Annotated in this window: 2 protein-coding genes; both read left to right on the forward strand. The window is 70.5% G+C overall.

The window, feature by feature from the left end:
- Window positions 1–2,615, forward strand: a 2,615-nt coding sequence (locus G3N62_RS34625; RefSeq protein ID WP_206141498.1) for an SDR family NAD(P)-dependent oxidoreductase, incomplete at its 5' end; no start/stop codon positions are given.
- Window positions 2,612–3,930: cytochrome P450 (locus tag G3N62_RS34630; RefSeq protein ID WP_206141499.1), on the forward strand; the 1,319-nt coding region annotated here is incomplete at its 3' end. The genes G3N62_RS34625 and G3N62_RS34630, both read left to right, overlap by 4 nt.

Raw genomic sequence — 3,930 nt, forward strand, 5'->3', positions numbered from 1 at the left:
TCGGCGTCGCGGCCGACGGCGAGCCGCTCGGCGTCGCACGATACCGGATCGAATGGCGCGATGCGCCGTGGCGGCCCGCGGGACGATCGACGCCGTTCATCGCGCCGCGTTGCGTGATCGTCACCGACCTGCCGGAAGCGCTCGCGGCACAGGCCGATCCGGGCCCCGGCTGCGTGGTGTTGTCGACGCGTCCGTTCGCCGCGAGCCGGCCGGGCTGGCACTGGATCGAGCGAATCGACGAAACCGTGCTCGACGGGCTGCCCGACGACATCGGCCACGTGCGCGTGCTGACGTCGCTCGATGCCGGCACGCTCGCCTCGGGCACCGCGGCGCCGGCCGCGCCCGCGCGGCTCGCGCTGCACGATCTCGCGTTCCTCGCGATCAAGCGTTGCCATGCGGCACTCAAGCGCGACGGCAGCTTCGTCGCGCTGCTGCTCGATGCGCTCGCGGGCGAGGTGCCGCATCCGGATGCCGGGCTCTACACCGGTCTCGTGAAGGCGCTGGCGATCGAGATGCCGGAAGCGCGCCCGGTGGCCGTGCTGACCGATGCCCGCTCGCTGCCCGATGCGCTGCGCGACGCCGAGCGTGAAAGCGGCGCGCGTCACTGGCTGCCGGTCGTCGCGCTGGGCGGCGGGCGTCGCCGCACGCCGCGCGTGATCGAGGACGCGGGCGAGCTGCGCGCGGACGAGCGCCTGGCGCTCGGGCCCGACGCGGTCGTCGTCGCGGTCGGCGGCGCACGCGGGATCACCGGCGAGCTGATGAAGACGCTGGCCGCGCACGTGCGCCCGACGCTGTACCTGATCGGCAGCAGCGCGCTCGACGAGGTCGACGCGGACCTGCTCGCGATGGACGACGAAGCGTTCGCGAAGACCCGCCCCGATTACATTCGCCAGCAGAAGGCACGGCATCCGGAGCAGCCGCTGCCGGCGATCATCCGCGCGTTCGAGCGGCGTGCCGACGCGCGCACGGCGTGCATGAACATCGAGGCGATGCGCGCCTTCTGCGGCGCGCATCGCGTGACATACCTGCGCGCCGACGTGATGGACCCCGGCAGCGTGCGCACGGCCATCGACACGATTCTCGCGCGCGAACCGCGCGTCGACCTGCTGGTCAACGCGGCCGGACTGAACCGTTCCGCATCGGTGCTCGTGAAGTCGCTGGACGATTTCGTCGCGGTGCGCGACATCAAGGTGCGCGGCTACTGGAACCTGCGCGGCGCGTTCGGCGACCGGCAGCCGCGCCTGTGGTGCAACTTCGGGTCGTTCATCGGCCTGACGGGCCAGGCCGGCGAAACCGACTACGCGTCGGGCAACGACTTCCTGAACACGCAGGCGTCGTATCACCGCGCGGCGCTCGGCCACGACGAATTCACGATTGGCTGGACGCTGTGGCGCTCGGTGGGGCTCGGCTCGAATCCGGTCACGCGCGCGTTTCTCGAGAAGAGCGGACTGTTCACGAGCATGCGCACCGCGGAAGGGCAGCATCATTTCATGCGCGAACTCGGTCTCGGCGAGCGCGCGGCGATGTCCGTGCATCTGGGCGAGGCCGAGCGACGGGCGATCGAGACGCACCTGCCCGGCTACTTCGAACTCGACGAAGCGGAAGCGGCGCCGCACGTCGCCACGCCGCGCGAGCCGGATTTCTATCTCGGCCGCGAGCTGGCGCGCACCGGCGACAGCGTGAGCTTCGAGCGCGTGTTCGATCTCGAGCGCGATGCGTATCTGCAGCATCACGTCGTCAACGGTTTTCCGACGCTGCCGGGCACGTTCGTGCCCGAAGTGGCCGCCGAGGCCGCGCTGCGGCTCGTGCCGGGGCTCAAGGTCGTCGGATTCGCGGACGCGGCGTTCCTGCACTTCCTGCGCGTCTACGATGCGAAGCGGCCGAGCGCGAAGCGCATCCACGCGCGCATCGCCGCGCGCGACGGCGACGCCGTGCTCGTGCACGTGCGGATCTCCGGCGACGTGCTGGCGCCCGGCGGCCAGGTGCTCGTGCGCGACAAGCCGCACTTCGAGATCACCGTGCGCCTGGCCGCGGCCTACGCGCCGGCACCGGTGTGGAGCGAACCGCCGGGCGGGACGTTTGTGCCCGTCGCCGATCCGTATCACTTCGACGCGGCGCCGGTGAGACTGACCGGCATGTTCGTGTCGACGACCGACACCGGCATGAGCGAAACGGGCAAGCAGGCGCGCTTCCGGCTGAACGTACCGGACGGCGATCCGGTGTTCTCGCGCTTCGTGGTGCCGAGCATCCTGCTCGACGGTCTTGCACGCGTGGCGGCGCTCGATCATGTCGCCGGCGACTACATCCCGCTCGCGGCGCCGATGTCGATCGGCCGCATCGACCTGTACGAAGCCGGCAACGACTGCGAGCTGGCGGCGCGCCATGCGTCGATCGCGCTGCGCGTGACGCCGCGCGCCTTCGCGCTCGAAGGGCCGGCGAGCAGCGGCAACCGGTTCGTCGCGGTGCGCCCGGACGGCCGCATCGTGATGCAGATGCGCGACGTGACGGGCATCGTGACCGGCTACGTGCACCGCGTGACCGGCGCGTTCGCCACGCGCGGCGAGATCGATGCGCGGCTCGCCGCGCCCGCGGCTTCCGAACAGGTGTCGGCATGAGCACGAAGCGTCTCGCGCCCGGCCCGCGCGGCAGCGTCGTGATGGGCAATCTCGCGGAATACAAGCGCAATCCCGTCACGATGCTGCTGAAGCTGCAGCAGCAGTACGGCGACATCGCCCGCAACCGGCTGGGCCCGTTTCTCACGCATGCGCTCGCGCATCCGGACGGCGTCCAGCACGTGCTGCAGGACAATCACCGCAACTACGTGCGCGGCCGCTTCTACGACAACTTCAAGATGTTCTTCGGCGACGGACTGCTGACGACGGACGGCGAGTTCTGGCGACGTCACCGGCGCGTCGTGCAGCCGCTCTTTCACCGCAAGCAGGTGGAAGCGCATACGGCCGCCGTCGGCGACGCGGCGCTCGCGCTCGTCGAGCGCTGGCTGAAGCGGCCCGCGCACGCGCCGTTCGACGCCGTCGAGGAGATGATGCGCGTGAGCCTGCGCATGCTCGGGTTGATGCTGTTCAACGCGGACATCTCGCGGCACGCGGACGAGGTCGGGCCGGCGGTGCGCTTCGGCATCGAGGCGATGATGCCGCAGGGCAACATGAACGATTTCGTGCCGCGCTGGATGCCGACGCCGTTCAACCGCCGGATCGCACGCGCGCGCCGCGGGATCGACACGATCGTCGATGCGATCGTCGCCGAGCATCGCGCGGGACGCTGCGACACGAGCGACGTGATCGCGCTGCTGCTCGCCGCGCGCGACCCCGACACGGGCGCGCCGCTGACCGAGCGCGAGGTGCACGACGAGGTGATGACGGTGTTCCTGGCCGGCCACGAAACGACCGGCAGCGGGATGGCGTGGGGGCTCTATGCGCTCGCGCAGCATCCGGACGTGCTGCGGCGGCTGCGCGAGGAGCTCGATGCGGTGCTCGGCGGTCGCGCGCCCACGGCAGACGACATCGCGCGCCTGCCGTATCTGGTGCAGACCGTCGACGAGATCCTGCGGCTCTATCCGCCGATCTGGGGCTTCACGCGCGATCTGGTCGACGACGACGAGATCGGCGGCTATCACGTGCCGGCCGGTTCGTCGGTATTCATGTCGCCGTACGTCACGCATCGTCATCCGGCGCTGTGGGCCAACCCGGACGCATTCGATCCGGAGAACTTCGGATCGCACGCGCCGACGCGGCACAAGTACGCGTACTTTCCGTTCGGCGGCGGGATGCGCAAGTGCATCGGCTATCAGACCGCGCTGCTGCAGATCCGCGTGCTGATCGCGGTGGTCGCGCAGCACGTCGATCTGAGCGCGGTGCCCGGTCGTTCGCTCGACACGGGCGCGACGATTTCGCTGCGCCCGCGCGACGGCAT

Origin of the sequence: Burkholderia sp. Tr-20355 (genome assembly GCF_017104685.1) — a bacterium.
Lineage (GTDB): Bacteria > Pseudomonadota > Gammaproteobacteria > Burkholderiales > Burkholderiaceae > Burkholderia > Burkholderia seminalis.